This window comes from Hymenobacter cellulosivorans, assembly GCF_022919135.1.
Taxonomy (GTDB): Bacteria; Bacteroidota; Bacteroidia; order Cytophagales; family Hymenobacteraceae; genus Hymenobacter; species Hymenobacter cellulosivorans.
In genome coordinates, this window is the sequence record NZ_CP095049.1 from 4396861 (window position 1) to 4422183 (window position 25323).

Below are 25323 nucleotides of genomic sequence, written 5' to 3' on the forward strand. Positions count from 1 at the left end.
GGCCGGACGCCGTCGGCTGCTGAGCTACTTGAGCCGGTCGTAGCGCAGCAGGGCTTCCAGGTAGTAGTAGTCGGCGTACACCAGCGGGGCGTCGACTTCGGTCTTGGCCGGCTTGTGGGCCACGCAGTGCTTAATCAGGAAATTCTGGTTGTCGCCCAAGGCGGCGCGGTAGGCGGGGCTGCTCAGGCTCACCAGCATCTGCTCGGCGGCCTGGCGGTAACGCTTGGCATCGGCAGCGGGGCTGTATTGTTGCAATTCGAGCAGAGCCGAGGCCACAATGGCCGCCGCGGAGGCGTCGCGCTCTTCTTTCGGAATGCCCGGGGCGTTGAAATCCCAGTAAGGAATCTTGTCGGCCGGCAGGTTGGGGTGGTTTAGGAAGAAGTCGGCGGTTTTACGGGCCTGCTGGCGGTAGCGGTCCAGCTTGGTTTCGCGGTAGAGCATGGTGTAGCCATAAATGGCCCAGGCCTGCCCGCGCGCCCAGGCCGAGTTGTCGGCCGCGCCCTGGGCCGTTTTGCGGGCTAATACCTGCCCTTTATCATCGTAGCAGACCACGTGAAATGTGCTGCCGTCGGGCCGGAAGTGGTTTTTGAGCGTGTTGTCGGCGTGCGTGATGCTCAGGTGGCGCAGCGTGGAGTCGGCGCTGGTGCGGGCCGCCCAGCAGAGCAGTTCCAGGTTCATCATGTTGTCGATGATGACCGGGTACTTATAGCCGGCAAAGTCGTTCCAGGACTTAATCAGGCCCACCTGCGGGTTGAAGCGCGTGGCCAACGACTGGGCGCCGGTGAGCAAGACAGGCTTATACGCCGGGTTTTGGGTGAGGCGGTAGCCGTTGCCGAAGGGGCAATACAGCATAAAGCCCAGGTCGTGGGTACCGGTATTGTGCTGCTCCGGCTGCATGGCCTGGGTCCACTGGTCGGCGGCTTGCTGCCACTGGGGCTGCTTGGTGTACTCGTACATGTACCAGAGTGTGCCGCCGAAAAAGCCGCTGGTCCACCACTCCGACTTGGTGTCCTTGAGCGAACCGTCGGGCCGGGTCGAGTACGGGAATTTGGTGCGGTCGGGGTGGGTTTTCAGCAACTGTATCAGCTGCTCCCCGGCCCGGGCAAACTCCTGCTGGACGTTGATTTTGCGCTTTTGCGCCGGGGCCGGTACGGAAATAAACAGGGTGAGCACCGCCGCCAAAGCGGGCCCAAATACAGCGAAACGTTTCACGGGCTAGAAGTTGAAAAATAGAAAAAACTCGGGGAGAGTGGACGCAAGTAAGGATAGTCTGGGCATACTTGCTCACCAGAGCCGGTTAAAAGCTGCCCCGGGCCTAAAGCGTTTTAGCAACGGTTTGGGTTAGCGGAAATCAAACGGGGCCCGGCGCGCCTGCGTAAGGACCAGCCGCCGGGCTTGGCAGTGCCCAACGGCCGGCTCCACGGAATCTGCTTTCTTTGCCTGATGCTCCACAGCCTGTTATTCGCGCCCTTTGCCGATGCCGCCCGTCAGGCGCAGTACGACGCCCTGCTGGCCGCGTTAGCCGACGAAACTCCGCCCACGCCTACCCTACTGTTGGGGAACTTCACCGTAGCCGAGGCTTCCTTCGACGCCGTCGTCGTCCGGCCTCACAGCATCACGGCCCTGCTCCTGGTGCCCGGCCAGGGCCAGTTGCACCTTGCCCCAACTGCCTGGCAACTGGGCGGGCAGGCGCTGGATAATCCGGTAGCGGCCTTCGAGTTGCAGCGCCAAGTGCTGGCCACCTGGCTGAGCGCCGACCTGAGCGCCGCTCCCCTTGCCGCCCACGATGTGACGGGCCTCGTCGTGTTCGGTCCGACCGTAGAGTTTGGCCCTTCCGTGGAGCCCCAGCTGCGGCATTTACCCACGGCCGACGACTTGCACCTGCTGCGCCAGCCCGCCCACCTGCCGCGCCGGCTCTGGAACCTGACCCGCGCCGGTATCAATTTGCCGGAAGCGGCGCTACGGAGCTGGTTTCAGGAGCTGGCCGGCGACGTGGAAGAAGACCTGGCGGAAGAAGTGTCGGAGCTGGTAGCCCCTGTGGGCTTTTGGGAGCACAAGGCGCGGCAGCTCTGGCGCTGGCTCGGGGCCGAAGACGTGCCCCACGACCAGCCCTACGGCTACCCGGCCCCGGACGCGGTGGCCGCCAGCCAGGACGAAAAAGCGCGGTTGGAGCAAATCCGCCAGCAGGTGCGGGCCGAACTGCAGGAGCAAAACCAGGCCGCCGCGGCCCGCGAAGCTGCCCGGGAACAGACCATTGCCCAGCTCCAGGCCCAGCTGCGGCAGGCGTCGGCGGTGGCTCCCGAAACGGCCGCGCTGCAAGCCCGGCTGGCTGCCGAAACCCAGGAAAAAGCCGCCCTGGCCGAAGCCGTGCGCCAAGCCCAGGCCGAGCTGGCTGCCCGTAACCGCCAGCTGGATGCCCGAATCGAGCAGCTTGGCCAGGCGTTGCAACAATTACAAGCCCGCCCTGCTACGGCTGCTACGGCTCCTTCCGCCTCCGCTCCCCTATCGGCAACTGCGCCAGCGCCTGCAGCGGCCGCGAGACCACCTCGCCGGGTATCGGGCCCGTCCCGCCCAGCGGCGGACTGGCAGGTGCGCTGGCACCGGGTAGCCGTGGTGGCAGCCGTAGCGGGTGGTTTAGGCTGGGGCGTGTGGGGTGCTATACACTTGGCCGGCAAGCTTATTTCCGCTCCAAAGCCCAAAACCACTGTATCCCGGCCACGCCCCCAGCAGGCGCAGGAACAACCCGCTCCGGCTGCGGCCCCAAGCATAGATTCTACCGACGAGTTCCTGTACCAGAGTGAGGAGCCCGTCATTCAGGACTCTACTGTCGTGCCCACGCCACCCGCCGATTCCTCGGAGGTAATGCCGGAGGTTGCTGAGCCAGAACTGGATGATACGTACCAGGAAGGCAACTAGGGGGCTTAGTAGCAGCCATATTACAAAACAAAAAGGCCTCTGGAGTGCTCCAGAGGCCTTTTTGTTGGCATACTTCCAGTATCTACTAGTATGGCTTAGCGTCGTGGGCCGTAGCTTCGGCTTGGGCCACGGCTTCCGAGCCACGGGCTTCGTTGTACTGGTTGCCACCCTCGGCGGTTTTGCCGCTGCGGGCTTGCTCCAGGCCTTCGGCCAGGCGCCGGCCCCAGTCTGGGTCGCAGTTGGTGCAAAGCTCCACCATTTTGTCGCTCACGCGGCGGTCAGCATTGGTCAAAGCGCCCACCATGTTGTTGATGAGGTCATCACGCTCCCAGTCCTCGTGCAGACGGTACCGCTCCCCGGCCTGCTTGAAGTTGTTTTGGCGGTCAATGGTTTGCTTCATCAAGCGGCCCTTATACTCGGGCATGTGGTCGGGGGCGCTGCGGGGCGCTTCCTTCAGGCCGTTGAGCGAACTGGGCTCGTAGTTGATGTGCAGGTTCTGGTCAGGAGCCGAATCGACGTGGTAGGCCATCTGGCCGTCGCGCTGGTTGGTGGCCACATGCTTTTTGGGCGCGTTGATGGGCAGCTGCAAGTAGTTGGTACCCACACGGTAGCGCTGGGTATCCGAGTACGAGAAGGTCCGCCCCTGCAGCATCTTGTCGTCGGAGAAGTCAAGGCCATCGACCAGCACTCCGGTACCGAAAGCCGACTGCTCTACTTCGGCGAAGTAGTTTTCGGGGTTACGGTTCAGCGTCATTTTGCCCACGGGCAGGAAGGGGAACTGGTCCTCGGGCCAGATCTTGGTGTCGTCGAGCGGGTCGAAGTCCAGCTCAGGGTGCTCATCGTCGCTCATGATCTGCACGCAGAGCTCCCACTGCGGGAAGTCACCCTTGGCAATGTGCTCGAACAGGTCCTGGGTGGCGTGGTTGAAGTTTTTGGCCTGAATAGCCTCCGCTTCCTGAGCCGTCAGGTTTTTGATGCCCTGCAGCGGCTCCCAGTGGTATTTCACCAGCACGGCCTCGCCTTGGGCATTCACCCACTTGTAGGTATTCACGCCCGAGCCCTGCATTTGCCGGTAGTTGGCCGGAATGCCCCAGGGCGAAAACAGGAACGCCACCATGTGCATGGCTTCCGGGGTGTTGCTGATAAAGTCGAAAATCCGCTCCCCGGTTTGGCGGTTGTGCACCGGGTCGGGCTTCTGAGAGTGAATCAGATCCGGGAACTTCATGGCGTCGCGGATGAAGAACACCTTCAGGTTGTTGCCCACCAAGTCCCAGTTGCCGTCTTCGGTGTAGAACTTCACCGCAAAGCCGCGCGGGTCGCGCAGGGTTTCGGGCGAGTGGCCACCGTGGCCTACTGTACTGAAGCGCACAAAAACGGGCGTCTGCTTACCTTTTTCCTGGAACAGCTTGGCGCGGGTGTACTTGGCAATAGGCTCGCCACCAACCGTGCCATAAGCTTCGAATACGCCGTGGGCCCCGGCGCCGCGGGCGTGCACCACCCGCTCGGGAATACGCTCCCGGTCGAAGTGGCTGATTTTTTCGATGAAGGCGTAGTTTTCCAGCGTGGCCGCGCCCCGGTTGCCGATGGTGCGGATGTTCTGGTTGTTGGTCAGCGGGTGGCCCTGGCGGGTGGTCAGGGTCTGGGCATTTTCCCCGTCGGCCGTGCGCGAATCGTGGGAAGTGCCGGCGCCCGTAACCGCCGTGCCCGTGCCGTCGCCGGATACATCGTGGCCATTGGAGCCAGTCGAGCCGTTCTGGTTCTGTTCTTCGTTCTGTGCCATTGGTATTTTGGGATGGATTGGAAGTAGTAAAATACCAAAAAAGGCCGAGAATGTTTTATAACTAATTCAAACATCTTTGCTCTTTTCTAAGAACTAGTTAGCTTAAGCTACGGCTGGTTTACGCACCAGAGCTGTAGCCCTTCAAGTCTTATCCGAAGCGACAGAGCCTAACTAGCTTGAAACGAAGCATTACTATAGCCAGCTTCAGCAGCAGGTCCTGTTGAAGCTCTAAACACCTGGAACACCTGGCTTGCTTCGGCACCCCCAAATCTTACACTTTGGCCCGGCTAGCCACCAGGGTAATGCAAAAGCCCATAACGGCAATAATCGAGAAGGAAATCCGCAGGCTGGAAGCTCCGGCTACCAGCCCAATCAGCGGCGGCCCAATCAGAAAGCCCAGGAAGCCAACCGTGGACACAGCCGCCAGTGCCACACCCGGCGACATCGTGGAGGCCTTGCCCGCCGCGCTATATACCAGCGGCACTACCGACGACACGCCGAACCCGACCAGCAAAAAGCCGAGCACAGCCGTGGGCAAGCTCGGCAGCGCCACCGCCAGCAGCAGCCCCGCCGCCGTGAGCAGCCCACTGGCCTGCAGAACCGCCCGCACGCCGTACCGGTGGGCAAACCAGTCGGCCACGAAGCGCCCCCCGGCCATGGTGCTCATAAAGGCCGTGTAGCCCACGCCCACCCAGGCTTTTTCGGCCTGCACCACCTTGCGAAAGTAAATCCCGCTCCAGTCGAACATGGCGCCCTCACAAATCATGGAGCAGAAGGCAATCAGGCCCAGACCGAGCAGGGCTTTATCGGGGCGGGCAAAGATGGGCTGATTGGCTTCCCCGCCCCGTTCTTCGCGCAGGGTGTAGGGCCAGCAGGCCACCAGCCCCAGCAGAATAGCGCCCCAGATAACGGCGAAGTGCCCGAGCGGATCAATGCCGCGGGCATTCATCAGGTTGCCAATGGCCGCCCCGGTAAACCCGGCCAGACTCCACAGGCCGTGAAAAGCAGCCATAATCGGGCGCTGATACAAGGCCTCCACCCCCACGGCCTGGGTGTTGACGGCTATATTGGTCAGGTTGCTGGTCACCCCGTAGAGAAACAGGCAGCCCACGAGCTGGTACAAATTCTGAGCCCAGCCAATGCTGACCAGGGTGCTGCTGTAGAGCACGGCCCCGACCAGGGCCATTTTGCGGCTGCCCTGCGTGGCTACCAGCCACCCCGCCAACGGCAAGGACAGCATCAGGCCTACGGGCAGGGTAATGAGCACCACGCCCAACTCGGCTTCCGAGAGGCCCATTGTCTGCTGAATGTTTGGAATGCGGGACGCCCAGCTGGCGAAGCACAGGCCCTGCAAGAAAAACAGCGTACTGACGGCCACCCGATGGGCCTTATGAGAAACCTTACCCGGGGAAAGCAAAGAAAGCATAAAGCTTTGGTTTAAAATCTACTACTCAACATCACCTACAGTTCTACTGCGCCTGACCACCGAGAACATTACCGCACCAAACCATACCGCAGCAACAGCTCTTTCGCCTTCTCCCAGCCTCCGTTGTGGGCTATTCGCGAAGCCGGAAAAAGTGGCTCGCCGTCTTGGTTTGAGCGCGGGCTTCACAACAATCGCGCTAAATAGTTTCGAGACGTGGAACAAATTCGGGGTGGCCAGCCTTTGTACGGCCACCTCCTCTGTACAGGAGTTTTCCGCCCACGACTGAGTCAGCGCCCTAGATGAAAAAATTGCTACTGTTCAGGAAGCATAAGAAACACGACCGCCTTAGTCAGAAGATCCAGCAGGAATTGCAAAAACAGCTCCTGCTGGTCGGTACCTTATCCGAAACGTGCGTGGAAATCACTCAGGGCCAGATGCAGGAATGCCTGCCGCTGCTACTGGCTTTTCACCCGAAGAAGGTACGTGGCTGGCAGGATAAAGAACACCACGCCGCCACACTCAGCTTGAGCTTCAAGGGCAACCACCAGTTGCTGATCAACGTGTTTTGTCCGCCCCAGGACACGCAGCCCTGGTACCCCGACACCAAGATTTTTCTGTACCACGGTTCGTTGCTGGGTACTTACCTGGCCTGTCATCATAGTCATTTGTGCGCGGCCTTGCACAAGAGCATGCAGAAGCTCAGCCAGCAGCAGCACAGCCAGAAGAAAGGCCAAAAGGCCTAGTGCCCGCGGGCTAGCAGGGCAATGCCAACTACAATGCTGACCAGGCCCAGCGCCTGGGATAAGGACAGGGCTTCCCGTAGCACCACCAGGCCCAGCAGGGCGGTGAGCAGCACCGAGCCCCCCACAATGACCGGCGTACCGACCGAGGAAGGCACGCCACGGCTGAAGACCACGAACGTCAGAATTTCGGCTAGCCCTACACCCAGCCCGGCCAGCGTGGCCAGCAGCAGACCTTTACCGGTAATGGGCAGCGGCTGGCCCTGCAGCTTAAGCCGCAGCAGCCACACGGCGCCCAGAGAGGCGGCCACGAGCTGTAGCACCACGGCGCCCACGGCCGCGGGCACATGGTCGGCGGCCAGTTTGATAAAGAAATTGTAAAGCGCCAAGCAAAAAGCCGTCAGCAGCGCCAGAGCCAACCAGGGCATGCTACTTGAGGCGCTCCAGCAGCTCCTGCTGCAGCTTTTGCCAATTGGCATAGTCCTCCGATTCGGCCCACGACTCCTGCATTTCCGATTTCTTCAGCACGGCTTCGACAGCTTCGGTGGCCAGGTCGCGCAGGTCCTCACTTTCGGAGGCGTCCAGCTTGACGATTACCGGAATCAGGTCGGCAGGAAAGTCTTTGGATGGCTTGCCTAGAATGGCGGCCACGATTTCGGCCGCCGCCAGGGCCTGCCCGGCCGCATCGATTTCCAGATAGTCTTCCTCCTCGGCCGCCGTAGCCAAGGCCTCATACAGCATGGCCTCGGTGTGGTTGTCGCGAAAATCACCGGCGAAGTCGGCCGCGTCGTCGTTGTCGAAATTGTAGTAGCCCCAGGCGCCCATAGGTGGTGTGTTGGTTTTAGGAGTGCTTGAATACGAAAAAAAAGAAAAAGAGGCGTCGTAGAGTGCATAATTTGCCCGCAGTACCCTACACTCTAGCAGTAGTACCGACACTATGCAGCCCGACGACCCGCAGGAATGCTAGTAGCGTATGGACAGATTGCCACGCCCCTGAGCCTGAAAAGAATGCAGCCGCTTTTGCCGGGAGCCAGATTCGCGACTCAAGTCGTTACCAGGATGGTCACTACTTATGGCTAAGCAAAGATGCTGATGCCCGACTCATCTGTGAAAAGACCGATTCTGATATCCTGCTCAGCGGCGATTCCGAAACGTCGCAACAGCTACTCCGCGTCTGCCAAAATGCTTCGCTGGCCTTAGCCGAGCATGGTTTCCGGCACCGAACCGAGCTTCATGATCTGCAAAACAAGGAGTACGCCTATTTTCATCATGCGTGGCCGCCAGCGTCCCTGCCCTAATGTTTAGGCAAAGGCGAGCTAATCCCCAGGATCCGACAAGGAATCCACTGGCACGGCATAGCCGGAGGTATCATAGCGTATAGTCTGCTCATAATCTGCCGGGGAGCTATAGACTCCCTCCTCTTGCCGGGCCTCATCCCGCCGGACTAACGCAATCATGCCCAGCAGGTGAATGGCGCAGGGAACGAGCAGTAGTACCGGCAGCATTTTTAGGCCAATGCTCTGCGGGCTCTCTTGCGTATTTCTTGCGGCTCCTATCAGTCCCGGCAGCCAGAACAGCAACGCTGCTCCCGCCGCCCCACTAGCGCCGGCCAGTAGACCTAAATAGCTATAGTATTCCAGCAGCGTAGGACCCACCCTCGCCGGAATAGCCTGTGGGGGGCCTCCTAGTGGGGGATAAATCGTCCAGCCACCTACTTGGTCGTAGAGCCACGGCGGCTTGGGCAGCAGCCAATGGCAAGCTGCAATACAGGCCACGGATGCTGCTGCCGCGCCCGTAGCCAGCAGCAGTAAGGTTCGGCTCCGGCTCATCTACCGAAACTTCTCCTTGAGAATCTCCAACTCCACGGCCGGGGAAATCTTCTCGTAGAGCACGTGGTAGGCCGCCGAGGTGATGGGCATGTGCACGCCCAGCTTCTTGTTGAGCTCATGGATGCTCTTGACGGCGTAGTAGCCCTCGGCCACCATATTCATCTCCATCTGCGCCGACTTGACCGAATAGCCCCGCCCAATCATGTTGCCGAAGGTGCGGTTGCGCGAAAACTGCGAGTAGGCCGTCACCAGCAAGTCGCCCAGGTAGGCCGAGGCCGACAAGTCCCGGGGTTGGGGGTTCATGGCGTGCACGAAGCGGCGCATTTCCTGCACCGCATTGCTGACCAGCACCGCCTGAAAATTGTCGCCGTAGCCCAGGCCGTGGGCAATGCCGCAGGTTAGGGCAATGATGTTTTTCATCACGGCAAAGTACTCGATGCCGTCGAGGTCCTCCATGGGGTGAGCCTTCACGTAGCGGTTGCGCAGCAGGTGGCAAAAGTCGTCGGCCAGGGCCAGGCTAGGCGAGCCAATAGTGAGGTAGCTCTGCTTTTCCAGGGCCACTTCCTCGGCGTGGCAGGGCCCGGCCACGACGCCAATCCGCTCGTGCGAGAGGCGAAACCGCTCGGCCACGTAGTCGGTTACCAGCACGTTCTTGCTGGGCACCATGCCCTTGATGGCCGAAATGACGCGCTTATTCTTCAGTAAGTCCCGGTCGAGCTTATCCAAAGAGCTTTGCACGAAAGCCGCGGGCACGGCCAGCACCAGCCAATCGGCCTCCTCTACGGTTTCCTTGAGTTCGGTGGAGGGAAATACGCGGCTCAGGTCGAAGGCTACCGAGGACAGGTAGCGCGGGTTGTGGCGGGTGCGCAAGAGGTGCTGCACGTCGTCTTTGCTGCGCATCCACCAGCCCACGTGGGCACCATTTTCCGACAGGATTTTGGTAAGCGCGGTAGCCCAGGAGCCACCGCCAATCATGGCTATTTTATCCACTGGGGATTGGGAATTTTGAAGGTCAGGGAGCCGAGTTTAGGCAAAAAAAATGAGAGGCCGGAAGCACTACCTGCTCCCGGCCTCTCAACTAGCCGAAAATGCGTTTGTTAGCGTTTGGCATGCACCCGTTAGCCTTTGGGGCCGGCGGCGGCTTACTTGTCGCCCTCGGGCTCCTCCTTCAGGGCGGCCTTATTGATGGTTTTGGCGTCTTTCACTACCACTTGAGCCCCATCCTTCAGGGTTTTGGCCACGGCCCGGAACGGCCCACTCACCACCTCGTCGCCGGCCTGCAGGCCGCTGCGGATTTCGATATTGGCAAAGTCACTGATGCCGGTCTTCACGGGCGTCAGCACCGATTTACCGTTGCGCACCACGAATACTACTTCCTGAATTTCAGTCTTGGGCGCTGTTTTGTTGCTCACCGGAATGGCCGCCCCTTTTTCGTCAGGCTTGGCCGTCGAGGCCAGGGTGCTGTCGGAGCGCGTCGTGACGGCAGCCAGGGGCACGCTCAACACGTTGCTTTTCCGGTCGGTGATGACGTCCACGGAGGCCGTCATACCGGGGCGGAAGGGCACTACCGTGCGGCCCTGCACCGTGCGCACCAAGTGGCGGTACGAGTCAGGCAAGAGGCGGATGCGCACTTCGAACTCGGTTACGGCTTCGGCTGTCAGCGCGTCCTTGGCCGTGTTGGCAATGCTGGTCACGATGCCCCGGAATTTCTCGTCCTTGCTGGCGTAGCTGTCCACTTCCACGTCGGCCGAGTCGCCGAGGTGCACGTTGATGATGTCGTTTTCATTCACGTTCACCCGCACTTCCATCGAGTTGAGGTTGGCGATACGCATGATTTCGGTACCGGCCATCTGGGTCGTGCCCACTACCCGCTCGCCTTTCTCCACGTTGAGCTTGCTCACCGTGCCGCTTACCGGGGCGTAAATCGTGGTTTTATTCAAGTTCTTGCGGGCTTCTTCCAGGCCGGCCTGGGCGCTGGCTACGTTGCTCTGGGCCGCCCGGATGCTCTGGCGAGCCGAGTTTATTTCCTCCTGCGAGGCATCGTAGGCAGCTTTGCTGGCTTCGAAATCAGCCTGCGAAATCACCTTTTGCTTATACAGCGAGGCGTTGCGGCGGTAGGTCAGCTCGGTTTGCTTGGCCGAAGCAATAAGCTGCTGCAAGCGGGCCTGGGTTTGGCCCACGTTGGCGCGCTGGGTGTTCACCGTAGCCGACTGCATATTCACGTTGGCCTGGTAGTTATCGGGGCGGATGCGCAGCAACAACTGGCCTTTTTTTACTGAGTCGCCCTCGGCTACATACAGCTCAATGATTTCGCCGGAGACGTCGGGCGAGATTTTCACTTCGGTCTCGGGTTGAATCTTGCCCGAGGCACTCACCTTCTCCACGATGGTCTGGGGCGCAGCCTTGGCCGTCATCACCTCCATGCCGGCTGGCTGCCCGACCCAGCCCTTCTTTTTCGCGACCACAAAGCCGCCAATCATCACCAAGATGACAGCCAGTAAGATGTACAGTAAGCGGTTGTTTTTCATGTTCGATAGAATGGCGAATCGAGGGTAAGTTGAGCGAAACGGCGGAAAGTTGGGGCAAAAAAAGGAAGAAGCCAGTGGCCCGGCTTAAATATCCCGGCTACTGGCTTCTCTCACGCGAAAAAGGTCTTACAGACTGATGGCACGGCCTTCGTAGAAATCCAGCACCTTGCGGCGGAAGATGAACTCGTACTTGGCCTGAATCATGCTCGATTCGGCGCCGTAGAGGTTGTTTTTGGCAATGTTAAAGTCGGTGCCGTTGAGCAGGCCGTTGTTGAAGCGAATTTCGGCGTTGCGGTAGGCCGTGCTCAGGGCTTCGGTCTGGCGCTTGGCGGCCGAGTAGCGGCGCTGAGCGGCAATAGCGTCGGCGTAGGCCTGCTGGATATTCTGGCGCAGCGTCAGGCGGGCCTGCTCGGCACGCAGCTCAGCCTGCTTCACCCCGATGACGGAGCGCTGCACGTTGGTCCGCGCCTGAAAGCCGTTGAGAATCGGAATCGAAAGGTTGAAGTTGAGCTGCTTGCCCAGGTTGTTTTTCACCTGCGAGCTAAAGCCTTCGGGCAGGGTCTCGAAGCGGGGCTGCAGAATCCCGGCAAATACGCCCGGCATTGCCTTCGGACCAGTCGGCGTGAGCTGGTAGATAAAGCCCGAGGGCACGATGGTCGAGTCGCCGGTGAGCTTGCGCCCGATGCGGGCCGAGGAGTAGCCCGAGAAGATGCTGGCCCCGAAAGACAAGCGCGGGTAGTAGGCTCCGCGGGAAATTTCGACGCCTCGCATAGCGCTTTCCACCCGCAGGTCGGCGGCTTTTATTTCTGGCCGCAGGCTCACGGCCGTTTGGTAAGTGCCATCGGGGTTATTCAACAGCTGGGCTTCGTCGTCGGGGTCGGCCAGGGTGGGCACCTCAATTTCGAATCCGTTGGCCGAGGGCAAATTCAGGAGCTGGGCCAGTTGCAAGCGGTAAAAGGCCACCTGGTTCTGGGCCGTAATAACGTTGAGCTCATCGGAGGCCAGCTGGGCCTGGCTGTCGAGCACGTTGCTTTCGGCCACGCTGCCGGCTCGGAGCAGCTTCTGGGCCCGGGCCACCTGCTGCTGACTGGTATTCACGCGTGCCTCGTTGGCCCGCACCAGCTCCTGGGCCAGCACCAGCTGCAGAAACGACGAGGCCACGTTCAGGGCAATGTCGTTGCGCGAGGTTTCAATGTCGCTTAGCCCGGCCTGGTAGTCGAGCTGGTTGCGTTTAATGGTGTTGCGCACCTGGAAGCCCGAAAACAGGTTCAGGCCGGCCGTGGCCGAGAAGTTGTTGGCCCGGGTGGTCTGATTCTGAAACTGGAAGGTCAGCGGGTCCACGTTGGTACCGTAGTTCCAGCTCTGGGAGGCCGAGGCGTTGGCCGTGGGCAGCATGGCGGCCCGGCTCTGACGCAGCGCGGCCTCACTCAGTTCGGCCGACAGCTGGGTCTGCCGCACCGTCAAGTTGTTTTGCAGGGCCACATCCACGGCCCGCTGCAGGCTGTAAGGGCCGCTGGGTGCCGGCGTGGCCAGGGCCGCCGCCGGGGGCTGCGTGGGCGAGGTCGTTTGGGCCGCGGCGGGCAGGCTCACGGCACTCAGCAGCGCCCCGACGCCTGCCGTAGCTAACTGGTGCAGAAACGGAGTACGAAGTGTTTTCATAGGAGAAGGAGCTGGCAGGAGCCGGCGCGGCAAAGGTAATTATTCAATATTAGGAATATACGTTACTCGGTGCACCCAACTGAGCTGGCGCAGGTATTCGAGGGTTATTTCCTTGATACCCGAGTCCATTTCGATAAACTGCCGGGCCGCGTCGTTTTTGCCTTTGCGGCTCACAAACATGGTGGCAATGTTGCAGTCGTCGTGGGCAATGACGGAGGCAATGAAGGCAATGGAGCCAGTCCGGTCATCGGCGTCGACGATGAGCGTGTGCAGAGAAGCCGAGAAATCAGACGGAAACCCGTCGACCTCCACGATGCGAATGACGCCCCCACCCCGGCTCTGGCCTATCACCTCCACGCTGTGGCCCGTGCGCTCGTCGCGCAATTGCAGGCGGATGGTATTGGGGTGCATCGTAGAAGCGTTGCCCACGCTCTGAAACGTGTATTGCAGACCAGCTTCGCGGGCATGCTCGAAGGCTTCGCGGATACGCTTATCGTCTGTGGCCATGCCCAGCAGGCCAGCCACGATGGCGCGGTCGGAGCCGTGGCCCTCGTAGGTGCGGGCAAAGGAATTATAAAAGGTGATGGTGGCATGCGTGGGCAAAGAGCCCAGAATGCGGATGGCGGCGCCGGCAATCCGGACCACGCCTGCCGTGTGCGAACTGCTGGGCCCGATCATCACGGGCCCGATCATATCAAAAATGCTGCTCTTTTCGGCCATAAGTGGGCTAAAAGTAGGGGATTTGCCCGGGAAACCAACCAAAATCGTCGGGTTTACGTAGGAGCCCGCCCCGGGCCAAACGCCGGCTTCCTAGCAGATGGCAACCCGGGGCCAAGGGTTGCCTGCGGCTGGCAGATTCGGTGGCTTTTTTGTTCCTTGTGCCGCCGTTCCCACCCAGACGGTTACTTTTCTCCCGCTTCCAACCACCCCAATTCAATGTCTTTGCCACAGGACGAATTCTCGCCCGCCGTGCTCGAACAGCTGCGCCGCCTGCAGCAGAAGTACGCCGCCGACGGTCAGGATCTGGCAGGCTACCTCGAGGGCCTGTACTACGCTGACTACGTCAACTACTGGGACTATATCGAGCTGGACACGCTGCTCTCCTTGCAGCGCCCGCTCACCCAGATTCCCGACGAGCGGATTTTCATTATGTACCACCAGATTACGGAGCTCTACTTCAAGCTCTGCCTCTGCGAGTACGAGCAAATCGGACAGCTCCAGGAGCCGACCGTGGGCGAACTGGTCCTGCGCCTGGGCCGCATCAACCGCTACTTCGAGAACCTGATTGACTCGTTCGACGTGATGGTCGACGGCATGGACAAAAACCAGTTTTTGCAGTTTCGCATGGCCCTGATGCCCGCCTCGGGCTTTCAGAGTGTGCAGTACCGCATGATTGAAATTGCCTCCACGGCCCTCGACAACCTGCTCAACAAGGAAAAGCGCCGCCTGCTGGGCGAAGCCGCCGCCCACGACGAGCTCATGGGCTGCATCTACTGGAAAGCCGGGGCCACCGTCGAGGAAACCGGCGCCAAAGCCCTGACCCTGATTCAGTTCGAGGAGAAGTATACCAAGCAACTCAGCCAGCACGCGGCCGAATACCAGGACCGCAACGTGTGGACCGTGGTGCAGCGCTTGCCCGAGGAAGACCGCCAGCACCCGCGCCTGCTGCGCCAGCTCAAGCTGCTCGATACCAACGTGAACATCAACTGGCCGCTGATGCACTTTAAGTCGGCAGTGCGTTACCTGGAGCGCGACCCCACGGCCCTAGCGGCGACGGGCGGCACCAACTGGAAGAAATACCTGCCTCCCAAGTTTCAGAAGCGCATCTTCTACCCCCAGCTCTGGACCAGTCAGGAATTAGAAGACTGGGGCAAAAACTGGGTGGAAAGTATTCTGGAAGAAGCTCGAAGCTGAAGCTAAGCAAGCCAGACCCCTACCCCCAAGTGCCCGGCAGAAAGACGTTATCAATGAACCTCTTTCTGCCGGGCACTTGGGGGTATTTTCTTTTGGTAGCCCCGCCGTTAGCTGCAGGCCCAGAGTCGGGCGGCTTGCACGTCGGTAAAAGTGCGCATCTCAAACGGGAATAATGGCTCCGCCGTATCCTGGGCCTGCCCGATCAGCAGCTTATTAAGCGGGTCAGCGGCTTCCACCCGGGCGAACCGGCGGAGCCCGATATCGACCAACTCCGGCAACATCTGCTGGGCAATCCACTCCAGGTCGGCGGGGCGCACGGGCCCGAGCAGACGGTCATCGGCAATCCAGGCCGTAATCTGCTGCTGCCGGGCCTGGGCCAGCGCCTCCAGAATGGTTTGGCGCAGCACCGAGCTGCTCATGAATCCCTGCCATTGAGCCTCTAACGCCCGAAAAACACCCTCTTCGTGCAGGTAGAGACTTAGATGAGGATAGGAAGCCAACAGCTGCATGTACTATGTTCTTGAGGTAGTAAAGTATCCAAGCAACACCATCCAGGCCACTTTGTTAGTAACTACTGAACAGCTTCCCCCCCCGGACTCCCCTGTCATCTTGTCCAGCGGCTGGCACCTTCCTCCAGGACCAGGGCAAAAATCAACTGGAAAGCATCCTGCCGGAAGCAGAAACGTAGTAGGCCAGTACCCTATCCTTCTAGTCGTACTTCCTATGCGAAAGGCAATACTCTTTTACCTGTTTGGTTGCCTTATTACTACCCACCTAGCCCAGGCTCAGCCTGGCGGTAGTGCGCCCGAACGCCCCCGCTACGCCGGCCGTGCCCAGACGTCCGCCCAGCGCCAGGCCGACCAGGAGTTTGTGACCCAGGCCCTGCAGCAGTACAAAACCCGGGCGGCAGCCTCCGAAAGCTACGTGGACGAGGGCTGGACGGCTTTTTACCAGGAAAAATACCCACAGGCTCTGCAGAGCTACAACCGCGCCTGGCTGCTCGACTCAGCCAGTGCCAACGTATATTATGGCTTTAGTGCCTACCTCACCAAACGCGGCACCCCGGCCGAAGTGGAGCGGTATTTCGCCTTGGCCCGGCAGCGCGACCCGCAAAGTCGCGGAGCCCGCACCTACTACGTACGCCTGGCCGACCTGCAGGAAAAGCTGGGCGACCACGCCGGCGTGCTGGCTTCCTACCGGGAAGTGCTGAAGCTGGACCCCGGCAATGCCATGGCTTACCGGGTGCTGGGTACTACCTACGCCGCGCTGCAAGACAGCGCCCGGGCCCGCCAGCACCTGCAGAAAGCCCTAAGCCTGAACCCAACCGACTCGGTGACCTACCTGGGGCTGGGACAGCTGGCCTATGGCCGCCAGGACTACGCCCGGGCCGTGGGCGCCTACAGCCAGGCGCTGCGCCTAAACCCGCGCTACCTTGATGCCTACGCCGCCCGGGGCCTGGCCTACGAGCAGCAGGGCCAGCTGGCCCAGGCCGTCGCCGACTACAACAAGTGCCTGGAAATGGCCGAATTCGTCGACAAAGGCCAGTTTTACCGCATGCTGGCCATTGCCCAAATCAAGCTGGACGACCCCAGCGCCTGCGAGTCGCTACGGCAGGCCCTGCGGTGGGGCGACGCGGCCGTGGGCGAAAAGGAGCTCAAGCGTATTCTGAAAGAGCACTGCCGCTAAGCCCGACGGCAGCCGCCGCACCGGCAACCCTGGGCCCGCGTCGGCGCGTAAGGCCTGGGGTATAGCCTTTCACTTGAGCCCTTTACCATGGACGCTACCGACCGCAAAATCATTGATACTTCTTTGGAGCAACTGCGCACCCTGCACCAGAACATTGGTCAGCTTTGGCCAGCCGATACGCTGGCCGCCTTTTACTACGAAGTGCTCAGCGGAACTATTGCCCGCCACGGGCCCGAGGTAGCCCAGGCCATCAGCGCCATTCTGAGCGAGAAATTCGACAACGCCACCAAGGCCCACGCCAGCCTGGGACAAATCGGCATGAACGGCACAGCCGATAACACCAACCTGGGCTCCTAATCATTAGCCCTCCATGCGGCCGGCCTTCTGGGTGTCGGGCATGCGCCAGTATACGAGCAGGGAAAGCGCCGCGCAGCCGGTGACGTACCAGTAAAACCAGGTTTCTACGCCCCACTGCTTGGCTTGCAGCGCCACATATTCGGCCGAGCCGCCGAAGATGGCCACCGTCAGGGCGTAGGGCAACCCCACGCCCAGGGCCCGGATGGTGGTAGGAAACAGCTCAGCCTTTACCACGGCATTAATGGAGGTATAGCCGCTCATAATCAGCATGGCTACAGCCAATAAGCTTAGGGCGGCCCACTGGCTATCGGCCCGACCCAGCAAGGTCATCAGGGGCACGGTTCCGAGCGTGGCGCCGACGCCGAAAAACAGCAGCACCGGCCGCCGCCCTACCCTATCCGACAAGGCCCCGAACAAGGGTTGCAGCACCAAAGCAATGCCCAGCGTGAGAAAGGAAATCCAGGACGCCTGGGCCTTGCTGAAACCGGCCGTGTTGACCAGAAACTTCTGGGCGTAGGTGGTAAAGGTGTAAAACACGATAGTGCCGCCTAAGGTGAGGCCCACTACGGTCAGGATTTCCTTGGGGTAGCGCAGCAGCAGCTCCAGCTTGCTGGGCTCCTGGGTTTGGACGTTTTGTTCCTGGGTTACAAACGAGTCGGTTTCATCCATGTGGCGGCGCAGATACAGCGCCACCAGGGCTGCCGCCGCGCCTATTACGAACGGTACCCGCCAGCCCCAACTATACATCTGCGCCTCACTTAGGCCCTGCTGCAGCCCTAGTTGCACCGACAAGGCCAGCAGCTGCCCGCCCAGCAAGGTCACGTACTGGAAGCTGGAGAAAAAGCCCCGGTTTTGGCGGTCAGCCATTTCGCTCAGGTACGTGGCCGAGGTGCCGTACTCCCCGCCCACGCTCAGGCCCTGCAGCAGGCGGGCCAGCACCAGCAAGACCGGCGCCGCCACCCCAATTTGTTCGTAGCCGGGCGTGAGGGCAATCAGCAACGAGCCCCCGCACATAAGCAGCACCGACACGACCAGGGCGGCTTTGCGGCCGTGCCGGTCGGCGTAGGCGCCCATAAGCCAGCCGCCCAAAGGGCGCATCAGAAAACCCACGGCAAACACGGCAGCCGAGTTGAGCAGCTGGGCCGTCAGGTTGCCTTTGGGGAAGAACGCCGGGGCGAAATACAGGGAAAAGGCCGAGTACACGTACCAGTCGTACCACTCCACCAAATTGCCGATGGAGCCGCTGACAATGGACCGGATGCGGGAAGCCATGGTGCGGGCAGGTGGCGGGACGGGCAGAGAGGCAGACATATAGGGACAGGAAATCGGAGCAGAATAAAGTGGACTACAGCCTTATAAACCTTCCGCAGCAGCCTACAAAACGGGCCGAGGCCGCCGCTTTACGGGGTTCGGAGCTGTAGCCAAGGTAGGGGGCTACCGACAAACTCCTACCTTTGCCGGCGTTGTTCTTGGTTTGATTTCAATCAGACGGCCGCAAGGTTTCCGGGTAATACCGGAATTAATAGGGAACCGGGTGCAAATCCCGGACAGACGCGCTACTGTAAGTACCGAGTTGGTTTTCACCCCCAATTCCCGCCCATTGAGCCGGCCGCTGCGCCGGTTTGAGAAGGGCCGTGAAAACTGGTATAAGTCAGGAGACCTGCCTTGCGCCGCATGGATAAGACTGCCCTCGCGCTATGGGCTCTTGTCGGGTACTGGTGGATTTCGGGGGCCGGCCGGGCATTTTGCTGCGTCTGGCCGCGTCCGAATCCGGCTTTTCTCGACTTTTCTCTTGGTGCGCGGGCGGCCCGAAATCGGCTGCAGGACCTTTCTTTTCCTCTTTTTCCCAGTCCTATGCTCACGCTCGACGAGAAAATTGCCCGCGCCGAAACGCGTATTTTCAAAGCGGTATTTCCCAACACCACCAACCACTACGACACGCTCTTTGGCGGGGCCACACTCCACATGATGGACGAAGTAGCCTTTATCTGCGCCACCCGCTTTTCGCGCCTCAAAATGGTGACCGTGTCTTCCGACAAGGTCGATTTTACCCACCCCATTCCCGGCGGTACCCTCGTCGAGCTGATCGGCAACGTGGTGCGCGTGGGTAACACCAGCCTGCAGGTGCGCGTGGACTTATTTGTGGAGCAAATGTACTCCGAAGAGCGAATTAAAGCCGTGACGGGTACGTTTACCTTCGTAGCCATCGACAACGAAAAGCGCCCCGTACGCATCCTGCCCGAGGCGGTCGTGGTGGCAGAGTAAACCGTCCTATCGACCAGCGGGAGACATCTCGCGTGTTTAGTTGAGTATACTAATCCAGCAGCAGCCCGCAAGATGTCTCCCGCTGGTCGATAGGACGTTCTATTTACCACTGCATTCCCAAGCTACCACCCCGCTTGCGTATCTTTGCGGTTCAAAAAACACCTTTTGCTAGGTCTAAAGGCTAAACACCTTTCACCCGTTATGTCCGAAAAACAAGAAATTGAGGCCCTGCTTCCCCCGGAAGTGGCCTACGACGAGTATGCGCGCTACCGCGCCCTGCTGGCCGCCGCGGGCCTGGAGCCCGGCGAGGCCGACTTTGTCCACCTGCGTAAGCGCAGCATCGACGCCCGGGGCCGGCAGCCTCTGGTGCGCCTGCGGGCCGACATCTGGCGCACGGCCCCACCCACCGATTTATTTGGCCCTTGGTTTCAATACCCGGATGTGAGCCAGGCGCGCCGTTCGGTGCTTATCGTGGGCGCCGGTCCGGCTGGCTTGTTTGCCGCCCTGCGAGCCATTGAGCTGGGAATGAAGCCCATCGTGCTGGAGCGAGGCAAGGACGTGCGCACCCGCCGCCGCGACTTGGCCGCCCTGAACAAGGAGCACGTCGTAAACCCCGACTCCAACTACTGCTTTGGCGAAGGCGGGGCCGGCACCTACTCCGACGGTAAGCTCTACACCCGCTCTACCAAGCGCGGCGACATTCAGCGTATTCTCAAGCTGCTGGTGCAGCACGGGGCCACGCCCGAAATCATGGTCGATGCCCACCCCCACATTGGTACCAACAAGCTGCCCAACGTGGTGGCGGCCCTGCGCGAGTCCATCCGGCAGGCCGGCGGGGAAGTGCGCTTCGACACCCGTGTCACGGATTTGATTCTGGAAGGCCAGCACCTGCGCGGGGTAGTAACGGCCGCCGGGGAAGCCCTGGAAGCCGATGCCGTGATTCTGGCTACTGGTCACTCGGCCCGGGATATTTACGAGCTGCTGCATAAGCGTGGGGTTCGCATCGAGGCCAAGCCGTTTGCGCTGGGTGTGCGCGTGGAGCACCAGCAGGAGCTCATCGACCAGGCCCAGTACCGCCGCTCCGACCGGGGTCCATTGCCGGCCGCCTCGTACTCGCTAGTGCACCAAACCCAGTGGCAGGGCAAGCAGCGGGGCGTGTTTTCGTTTTGCATGTGCCCCGGCGGCTTTATCGTGCCCGCCGCTACGGCCCCCGGCGAGGTGGTGGTGAACGGCATGAGCCCCAGCCGCCGCGACTCCCGCTTTGCCAACTCCGGCATCGTGACGGCCATTGAGCTCGAAGACATGGATCTGAAGCGCTACGGGGCCCTGGCCGGCCTGCAGCTGCAGCAGGAAATCGAGCAGCGAGCCTGTGCCCTGGCCGGCAACACCCAACTAGCCCCGGCCCAACGCCTGGGCGACTTCTTGAAAGGCAAAGTCTCACCCGAACTGCTGGAGACTTCCTACCAGCCCGGCCTGGTGTCGGTGAACATGGAGCAGGTGCTGGGCAAAGGCTTGGCGGCCCGGCTGCGGCAGGGCTTCGAGAACTTCGGCCGCAAGATTCCCGGCTACGCCACCAACGCGGCCCAGATTGTGGGCGTGGAAAGCCGCACCTCGGCCCCGGTGCGCATCCCCCGCGACCCGGCCACGCTGCAGCACCCCGAAACTACAGGGCTGTTTCCCTGCGGCGAAGGCGCCGGCTACGCGGGCGGCATTGTGTCGGCGGCCATGGACGGGGAGCGGTGCGCCGAAGCCGTAGCGGCGCTGGTTGCGCGTTTTTAGAGGTTGGTTTTTGGTTTTTTGCCGCGGGAATCCGTTTAAGACCTAGCGCCGCCCGTAGCGCTTGCCCTAGTTCAGCTTGACCAGCTTGAAACTGCGGCCAAAAACCAACCACGATAAACCAACACCCAAGATGAAAAAGACCCTTGTTCTCGGCGCCAGCGACAACCCGGCCCGCTATTCCTACCGCGCCGTACACCAGCTCCAACGCCACGGCCACGAGGTCGTACCCGTCGGCATCCGCAAAGGTCAGGTTGCCGGCCTCGACATTCACACCGACCGGCCCACTGGCGAGGATATTGACACCGTGACCCTGTACGTAGGCCCGCAAAACCAGCCCGCTTGGTACGATTACATCTTGGACCTAAAGCCCAAGCGCATCATCTTCAACCCCGGCACCGAAAACGAGGAGCTGGAGCGTATGGCCCAGGAGCGCGGCATCCGTACCGAAGAAGCCTGTACTTTGGTTATGCTCAGCATCGGCAACTACTAGTTCAGCAGCAAACTTCTGCCGACAATACACCCGGCCTGCTACAAGACAGTTCACGGCCGCCTCGTAGCAGGCCGGGTGCGTTGTCGGCAGTGGCTGGGTAATTGGACGTTATGCAACACGAATACTTGGAGTCAGGGCCGGGACGGAAGTATCTTTAGCTCCGCCAAGGCACGCACGGGTAACGGTTGCGCGTGTTGGCCTGCCGCTCAGCAGCTCCTGGGTGCCGCCACGGCCCGGGCGGCCAGTGCGGGCCAACGACACCTCATGCTACAACGAATTGCTGCCCCCAAGGCGGCCCACCCGAAGCGTCCGGTTACTGCTGCCGGCTGCTTGGCCCTGCTGCTCTTCCTGCTGGTACTGGCCGTTCCTGGTCGCGCCCAAGGCCCCACCTGGAAGGCGGCGCTGAATTTTCCGCAAGCCAGCCTCAACGGCACGGCCGTGATGCGGTCCACGGTCCCTAACTCCAGCGGCGACGTGCTGGTAGTAGGCACTTTCACCGGGCAGGTGGCTTTCGGCACCACGCTGCTTGTCAGCACGGGCAACACCGATATGTTCCTGGCCAAATACGCTGTGGCCACCAATACGTGGACGTGGGCCGTGGCCGGCGGCGGTACCGATGCTGACACCGGGCAGGGCTTGGCCGTAAACGGCACCAGCGTGTACGTCACCGGAAGTGTCACCGCCAGCGCCCTCAACACCCAGGCCGTGCGCTTTGGCACCCTGCAAGTAGCCGGCCGGGGCAGCAACGCCAGCACCGACGTATTCGTGGCCCGCTATACCGATGCGGGCGGCAGCGCCACCTGCACCTGGGCCCTGGCGGCCGGCGGCACCGGCCCCGACCAGGGCAATGCCCTGGCTGTAAACGGCAGCAATGTGTACTTGACCGGCAGCGTCACCAACAACGCGGCCAACGCCCAGGCCGTGCTGGTGGGTAACGCTGCCCTGGCCGGGGCCAGCACCGCCTCCAGCGCCGACGTGGTGCTGGCCAGCTTCCTCGACCAGGGCAACAACGCCAGCTACCAATGGGCGGTGGCGGCCGGGGGCACCGGCCCCGACCAAGGCAATGGCCTGGCCGTAAATGGTAGCAATGTATACCTGACCGGCAGCGTCACCAACAACGGCGCCGGGGTCAACGGGGTACAGTTTGGGGGTGTGACCCTGGCCGGAGCCAGTGCCAATACCAGCGCCGCCGTGGCCGTTAGCACCGACTTGTTTGTGGCCCGCTACACCAGCACGGGCTCCGGCGCAACTTATAACTGGGCAGTGGCCGCCGGGGGCACCGGGGCCGATCAGGGCAATGGCTTGGCCGTGAGTGGCTCCAGTGTGTACGTCACGGGCTTCTATACCAACACCAGTACCAATTCCCAGTCGGTGCGCGTGGGCGGGGCTGCATTCAACGGCACCACCACCGCCCTTAGCGCCGACATGTTGCTGGCCCGTTACACCGACGCCGGCGGCAGCGCCACCTTTAACTGGGCAACCAGAGGCGGCGGGCGGGGCTCCGACGCAGGCCACGCCGTGGCCGTGAGCGGCACGAGCGTGTACGTAGCCGGCTCGCTCACCAACAACGAGAACAACAGCTCTGACGTCCGGTTTGGCACCCTCACGGTGCTCGGGGCCAGCGCCAGTATCACTGCCGACGCGGTGGTAGCCCGCTTCGAGGTCAGTGCCACTGGTTCCTCGTGCAGCTGGGCCCGGCCTGCGGGCGGCACCAGCGCCGATGCGGCCAACGGCCTCGCTGTGAGCAGCACCGGGGTGTGGATGGGACTGAGTATCGGCCCCACCCCGGCCCTCTGCGGCACCCTCCGACCACTGGCACCCAACGCGGCTGGAGTGGCCCTGCTAACAACGGCCGGAGCCTGGCAAAGCGCTGTTGCGACCCGCACGGCTAGCGGCATCCTTTCGCCCCAGGCCGTGGCCACCAACGCCGCCGGCGAGTTACTGGTCACTGGCGAGTTGACGGGGCAAGTTCTCTTCGGCACCGACCTGTACGTAAGCATGGGCAGTGGCGACGTCTTCGTGGGCAAGTTTGACCCGGACGCTGGCGCGTGGGTGTGGCTGCTCAGCGGCGGCGGCGAGGACGACGACTATGCCATCCGGTTGGCTATAGGTGGCCCCAACATATACCTGGCCGGCGGCTTCAACGGCAATAGCCTGTTGCCGGCGCGGTTTGGGCCCCACCGGCTGTACGGAGCCGCGCAAAGCGATGCGCTTCTGGTCAAGTGCGTGGATGCGGGCAGCAGCGCCAGCTGGGCCTGGGCAGCGGGGGGCGGCGGCAATTCCTACGACCAAGCCACCGACGTGGCCGTGAGCGGCACGAGCGTGTACCTGGCGGGCGACATGTACAATAACAACGCGAATGTCAATAACGTGTATTTCGGCACCCAACCCCTACCCGCCGTGGGAGGCATAGGGGTCAATGCCTTCGTGGCCAAGTACACCGATGGGGGCACGAGCGCAACCTGCGCCTGGGCTACGGCCGCCGGCAGCCTCTCAAGCTACGCGTGCTACATCCGTAGCCTGGCCGCCGTGGGCACCAGCGTCTACGTCACGGGCGAGTTCACCAACAATACGAGCGACTTGGGCGGCCTGCGCTTTGCAGGCCAGCCCGTGCCCGGGGCCAGTACCAGCCTTAGCTCCGATGCCTTTTTGGTAAAGTACACGGACGCCGGCACCCGCGCCACCTTTGCCTGGAGCCGGGCCATTGGGGGTACCAGCTCCGACTACGGCACGGCCCTGACCGCCAGCGGCACCAGCCTCTACCTGACGGGCAGCGTGTTCAACAGCCGCACCATTGGCACCAACGTGCAGGTTGCCGGCGTCCCGTTGGCCGGTGCCACCGGCAACACCGGTAACGATATCCTGTTGGCCCGGTTCACCGACCAAGGCAGCAGTGCCGCCCTCAACTGGGCCCGGGCCGATGGCGGCACTGGCTCCGACCAAGGCATTGGGCTGGCCGTGCGCAGTGGGCACCTGTACGTGACCGGCCACATGAGCAACACGCTGAGCAACGTTTCGCAGGTACAGCTGGGGGGGCTGCCCCTAGCGGGCACCCAGTCGGCTTACACCCAGGACTTGTTCGTGGCCCGCTACACCGATGCGGGCAGTTCGGTCACCGGCGACTGGGCCCTGGCCGCCGGGAGCCCCGGCAGCGACGACAGCTACAGCGTGGCCGTTAACGCCCAGGGCGTACACGTTACCAATTGGGTGCAGCCGCCGGCCACCTTCGGTAGCCTGCTGCTCGCGGGCAACGGCAGCCGGTACAGCTCAGTATTAGCAACCCTGGCTGAGCCGGGCACTCCGTTAGGCGTACGTGCGGGTCAAGCGGCGGGGCGGCTGGCCGCCTACCCCAACCCGACGGCCGGTCCGGTCACGCTGACGGGGGCCGAGGCCGGCGCGGGCATCGTAGTGTATGACGCGCAGGGCCGCCGAGTGCGGGCCGCTGTGGCCAATGCAGCAGGAGTTGCCCGGCTCATGCTGCCAGCCGGACTCTATCTGGTACGTAGCGGCAGCCAGACGGTGCGCGTGGTCGTGGAGTAATCCTTGTCCTAAGAATTCTAGCCCCCAATGCACCGACTTAAGACACCAGGACAATGTGAAGCAGAAAGTAAGTAGCCTTCTTCCGAACAACAGACAAGCCCCGGGGTCAGCCTTAGGGCTTTTCTGTTGTTCGGGCATATGCAAGGACTGGTTTTATATAACAGCAAGCAGTACAGCCTTTACAGACAATAATAAGTGAGCGGTCGGCAGGCTTTCACGCTGCGAGCGAATAGCGTAATCAAGCTTGCTGGCCGCAACTACTGATACGCTGCCGCTTATGAGGCACGGGACCTAGTGGGCCCCCAGCCGTTGCTTTCGGCAGCACGCCAGCCTCTTTTTTATAAATTATTTACTGCACCGGGCAACCGGGGCGGAGACTTTGGTATCTAACCCGCCAAACACCTTTTTATCGTC

The 25323-nt window shown here is 61.5% G+C and carries 21 protein-coding genes and 1 riboswitch; of the genes, 9 read left to right on the top strand and 12 right to left on the bottom strand.

What is annotated here, in order from left to right; translation table 11 throughout:
- Positions 1-24: 24 nt before the first annotated feature.
- Complete coding sequence (locus tag MUN80_RS18625; protein ID WP_311136246.1) at positions 25-1212, bottom strand: glycoside hydrolase family 88 protein; 1188 nt, start codon at positions 1210-1212, stop codon at positions 25-27.
- Positions 1213-1443: 231 nt separating this feature from the next.
- Here MUN80_RS18625 and MUN80_RS18630 point away from each other — a divergent pair, with 231 nt between their 5' ends.
- Positions 1444-2916, top strand: a complete 1473-nt coding sequence (locus tag MUN80_RS18630; protein ID WP_244715120.1) for a hypothetical protein — start codon at positions 1444-1446, stop codon at positions 2914-2916.
- An 85-nt stretch (positions 2917-3001) separates the two neighbouring features.
- Here MUN80_RS18630 and MUN80_RS18635 read toward each other — a convergent pair whose 3' ends face one another.
- On the bottom strand, positions 3002-4696 hold the full coding sequence (locus tag MUN80_RS18635; protein WP_244715122.1) for a catalase: 1695 nt from the start codon (positions 4694-4696) through the stop codon (positions 3002-3004).
- A gap of 271 nt (positions 4697-4967) precedes the next feature.
- On the bottom strand, positions 4968-6122 hold the full coding sequence (locus tag MUN80_RS18640; RefSeq protein ID WP_244715124.1) for an MFS transporter: 1155 nt from the start codon (positions 6120-6122) through the stop codon (positions 4968-4970).
- A gap of 299 nt (positions 6123-6421) precedes the next feature.
- Here MUN80_RS18640 and MUN80_RS18645 point away from each other — a divergent pair, with 299 nt between their 5' ends.
- Positions 6422-6865 carry a hypothetical protein gene (locus MUN80_RS18645; RefSeq protein ID WP_244715126.1) on the top strand — a complete coding sequence of 148 codons (444 nt, stop codon included), beginning with the start codon at positions 6422-6424 and terminating at the stop codon, positions 6863-6865.
- On the opposite strand, the gene MUN80_RS18650 is transcribed toward MUN80_RS18645, so the two are convergent.
- From MUN80_RS18650 to sdaAB, 7 genes are all read right to left on the bottom strand, one after another.
- Positions 6862-7290: an EamA family transporter gene (locus MUN80_RS18650; RefSeq protein WP_244715128.1), complete on the bottom strand. Its 429-nt coding sequence runs from the start codon at positions 7288-7290 to the stop codon at positions 6862-6864. The two genes, MUN80_RS18645 and MUN80_RS18650, sit on opposite strands and share 4 nt — an antisense overlap.
- A 1-nt stretch (position 7291) precedes the next feature.
- Positions 7292-7687 (bottom strand): DUF4259 domain-containing protein, encoded by a 396-nt coding sequence (locus tag MUN80_RS18655; RefSeq protein WP_244715130.1) that lies wholly within the window; start codon positions 7685-7687, stop codon positions 7292-7294.
- Between the two features lie 491 nt (positions 7688-8178).
- Positions 8179-8691: a hypothetical protein gene (locus MUN80_RS18660; RefSeq protein ID WP_244715132.1), complete on the bottom strand. Its 513-nt coding sequence runs from the start codon at positions 8689-8691 to the stop codon at positions 8179-8181.
- Positions 8692-9681 carry an NAD(P)H-dependent glycerol-3-phosphate dehydrogenase gene (locus MUN80_RS18665; protein ID WP_244715134.1) on the bottom strand — a complete coding sequence of 330 codons (990 nt, stop codon included), beginning with the start codon at positions 9679-9681 and terminating at the stop codon, positions 8692-8694. It lies immediately after the preceding gene.
- 152 nt (positions 9682-9833) lie between these two features.
- Positions 9834-11219: an efflux RND transporter periplasmic adaptor subunit gene (locus MUN80_RS18670; protein ID WP_244715136.1), complete on the bottom strand. Its 1386-nt coding sequence runs from the start codon at positions 11217-11219 to the stop codon at positions 9834-9836.
- A 126-nt stretch (positions 11220-11345) separates the two neighbouring features.
- Positions 11346-12878: a TolC family protein gene (locus tag MUN80_RS18675; RefSeq protein ID WP_244715138.1), complete on the bottom strand. Its 1533-nt coding sequence runs from the start codon at positions 12876-12878 to the stop codon at positions 11346-11348.
- Positions 12879-12917: 39 nt separating this feature from the next.
- Entirely contained in the window at positions 12918-13598 is a 681-nt protein-coding gene (gene sdaAB, locus MUN80_RS18680; protein WP_244715140.1) for an L-serine ammonia-lyase, iron-sulfur-dependent subunit beta, read from the bottom strand.
- A 216-nt stretch (positions 13599-13814) separates the two neighbouring features.
- Between sdaAB and MUN80_RS18685 the strand changes: the two genes are divergently transcribed.
- Entirely contained in the window at positions 13815-14792 is a 978-nt protein-coding gene (locus MUN80_RS18685) for a tryptophan 2,3-dioxygenase family protein (RefSeq protein ID WP_244715142.1), read from the top strand.
- A 107-nt stretch (positions 14793-14899) separates the two neighbouring features.
- Here MUN80_RS18685 and MUN80_RS18690 read toward each other — a convergent pair whose 3' ends face one another.
- Positions 14900-15301 carry a hypothetical protein gene (locus tag MUN80_RS18690; protein ID WP_244715144.1) on the bottom strand — a complete coding sequence of 134 codons (402 nt, stop codon included), beginning with the start codon at positions 15299-15301 and terminating at the stop codon, positions 14900-14902.
- Between the two features lie 214 nt (positions 15302-15515).
- Here MUN80_RS18690 and MUN80_RS18695 point away from each other — a divergent pair, with 214 nt between their 5' ends.
- Both MUN80_RS18695 and MUN80_RS18700 read left to right on the top strand, forming a co-directional pair.
- The gene (locus tag MUN80_RS18695; protein WP_244715146.1) at positions 15516-16478 is read left to right on the top strand and encodes a tetratricopeptide repeat protein; all 963 of its coding nucleotides are present in this window, start codon (positions 15516-15518) and stop codon (positions 16476-16478) included.
- Positions 16479-16565: 87 nt separating this feature from the next.
- Positions 16566-16835, top strand: coding sequence for a hypothetical protein (locus MUN80_RS18700; RefSeq protein ID WP_244715148.1), 270 nt, complete (start codon positions 16566-16568; stop codon positions 16833-16835).
- A 3-nt stretch (positions 16836-16838) separates the two neighbouring features.
- Here MUN80_RS18700 and MUN80_RS18705 read toward each other — a convergent pair whose 3' ends face one another.
- On the bottom strand, positions 16839-18146 hold the full coding sequence (locus MUN80_RS18705; RefSeq protein WP_244715149.1) for an MFS transporter: 1308 nt from the start codon (positions 18144-18146) through the stop codon (positions 16839-16841).
- A gap of 169 nt (positions 18147-18315) precedes the next feature.
- Positions 18316-18517, top strand: a riboswitch (cobalamin riboswitch).
- A 172-nt stretch (positions 18518-18689) separates the two neighbouring features.
- Here MUN80_RS18705 and MUN80_RS18710 point away from each other — a divergent pair.
- The 4 genes from MUN80_RS18710 to MUN80_RS26035 all read left to right on the top strand — a co-directional run bounded on the left by MUN80_RS18710 (position 18690) and on the right by MUN80_RS26035 (position 24909).
- Positions 18690-19100 (top strand): acyl-CoA thioesterase, encoded by a 411-nt coding sequence (locus MUN80_RS18710; protein WP_244715151.1) that lies wholly within the window; start codon positions 18690-18692, stop codon positions 19098-19100.
- A 201-nt stretch (positions 19101-19301) separates the two neighbouring features.
- A complete protein-coding gene (locus MUN80_RS18715) occupies positions 19302-20879 on the top strand; it encodes an NAD(P)/FAD-dependent oxidoreductase (RefSeq protein WP_244715153.1) in 1578 nt (525 codons plus the stop codon).
- A 130-nt stretch (positions 20880-21009) separates the two neighbouring features.
- On the top strand, positions 21010-21369 hold the full coding sequence (locus MUN80_RS18720) for a CoA-binding protein (RefSeq protein ID WP_244715155.1): 360 nt from the start codon (positions 21010-21012) through the stop codon (positions 21367-21369).
- Positions 21370-21633: 264 nt separating this feature from the next.
- Positions 21634-24909 (top strand): T9SS type A sorting domain-containing protein, encoded by a 3276-nt coding sequence (locus MUN80_RS26035; protein ID WP_262922020.1) that lies wholly within the window; start codon positions 21634-21636, stop codon positions 24907-24909.
- Positions 24910-25323 lie beyond the last annotated feature (414 nt).

Coding starts and splice junctions, on each gene's coding strand:
- MUN80_RS18630 (WP_244715120.1), top strand. CDS start 1,444: ATGCTCCACAGCCTGTTATTCGCGCCCTTTGCCGATGCCGCCCGTCAG.
- MUN80_RS18635 (WP_244715122.1), bottom strand. CDS start 4,696: ATGGCACAGAACGAAGAACAGAACCAGAACGGCTCGACTGGCTCCAAT.
- MUN80_RS18640 (WP_244715124.1), bottom strand. CDS start 6,122: ATGCTTTCTTTGCTTTCCCCGGGTAAGGTTTCTCATAAGGCCCATCGG.
- MUN80_RS18645 (WP_244715126.1), top strand. CDS start 6,422: ATGAAAAAATTGCTACTGTTCAGGAAGCATAAGAAACACGACCGCCTT.
- MUN80_RS18650 (WP_244715128.1), bottom strand. CDS start 7,290: ATGCCCTGGTTGGCTCTGGCGCTGCTGACGGCTTTTTGCTTGGCGCTT.
- MUN80_RS18655 (WP_244715130.1), bottom strand. CDS start 7,687: ATGGGCGCCTGGGGCTACTACAATTTCGACAACGACGACGCGGCCGAC.
- MUN80_RS18660 (WP_244715132.1), bottom strand. CDS start 8,691: ATGAGCCGGAGCCGAACCTTACTGCTGCTGGCTACGGGCGCGGCAGCA.
- MUN80_RS18670 (WP_244715136.1), bottom strand. CDS start 11,219: ATGAAAAACAACCGCTTACTGTACATCTTACTGGCTGTCATCTTGGTG.
- MUN80_RS18675 (WP_244715138.1), bottom strand. CDS start 12,878: ATGAAAACACTTCGTACTCCGTTTCTGCACCAGTTAGCTACGGCAGGC.
- sdaAB (WP_244715140.1), bottom strand. CDS start 13,598: ATGGCCGAAAAGAGCAGCATTTTTGATATGATCGGGCCCGTGATGATC.
- MUN80_RS18685 (WP_244715142.1), top strand. CDS start 13,815: ATGTCTTTGCCACAGGACGAATTCTCGCCCGCCGTGCTCGAACAGCTG.
- MUN80_RS18690 (WP_244715144.1), bottom strand. CDS start 15,301: ATGCAGCTGTTGGCTTCCTATCCTCATCTAAGTCTCTACCTGCACGAA.
- MUN80_RS18695 (WP_244715146.1), top strand. CDS start 15,516: ATGCGAAAGGCAATACTCTTTTACCTGTTTGGTTGCCTTATTACTACC.
- MUN80_RS18700 (WP_244715148.1), top strand. CDS start 16,566: ATGGACGCTACCGACCGCAAAATCATTGATACTTCTTTGGAGCAACTG.
- MUN80_RS18705 (WP_244715149.1), bottom strand. CDS start 18,146: ATGTCTGCCTCTCTGCCCGTCCCGCCACCTGCCCGCACCATGGCTTCC.
- MUN80_RS18710 (WP_244715151.1), top strand. CDS start 18,690: ATGCTCACGCTCGACGAGAAAATTGCCCGCGCCGAAACGCGTATTTTC.
- MUN80_RS18715 (WP_244715153.1), top strand. CDS start 19,302: ATGTCCGAAAAACAAGAAATTGAGGCCCTGCTTCCCCCGGAAGTGGCC.
- MUN80_RS18720 (WP_244715155.1), top strand. CDS start 21,010: ATGAAAAAGACCCTTGTTCTCGGCGCCAGCGACAACCCGGCCCGCTAT.
- MUN80_RS26035 (WP_262922020.1), top strand. CDS start 21,634: ATGCTACAACGAATTGCTGCCCCCAAGGCGGCCCACCCGAAGCGTCCG.